A 463-nucleotide genomic window follows, 5' to 3' on the forward strand; every position below is an offset into this window, starting at 1 on the left:
GTGCTGGTGCTGGCGGCCGGGGTCGCGGCGGTGGTCCGCCGGACGCGGTTCGGGCGGGAGCTGCGGGCCGTGGTCGACGACCGGCGGCTGGCCGTGCTGGGCGGTGTCGACGCGGACCGGGTCGCGGCCACGGGGTGGGCGTTCGGTTCGTTCACGGCCGGTCTGACGGGTGTGCTGCTGGCGCCGTACGTGCGGCTCGACCCGTACGGTCTGTCGCTGCTCGTGATGGAGGTCGTGGCGGTCGCGGTGGCGGCGCGGATGCGGAGCCTGCCGGTCGCGGTGGTGGTGGCGCTGGGCGTCGGGGTGGCGCAGAGCCAGCTGACGCGGCTGCACCCGTCGGGCTGGGCCGAGCCGCTGCTCCAGGCGGTGGGCACGAACCTGTTCGTCGTCGCGCTGCTGGTCGCGGCACTGGTCCTGCCGGGTACCGGGCAACGGGACGCGCTGCCGCACACGGCCACCGCGC

General features: G+C 76.5%; 1 protein-coding gene. It reads left to right on the forward strand.

Translation table 11 applies throughout. The features are described from left to right. Window positions 1–463 (forward strand): ABC transporter permease subunit (locus tag C1J00_RS44140; protein ID WP_439333492.1); only part of this gene is annotated, 463 nt, incomplete at both ends.

Source organism: Streptomyces cahuitamycinicus, assembly GCF_002891435.1.
GTDB classification, from domain to species: domain Bacteria; phylum Actinomycetota; class Actinomycetes; order Streptomycetales; family Streptomycetaceae; genus Streptomyces; species Streptomyces cahuitamycinicus.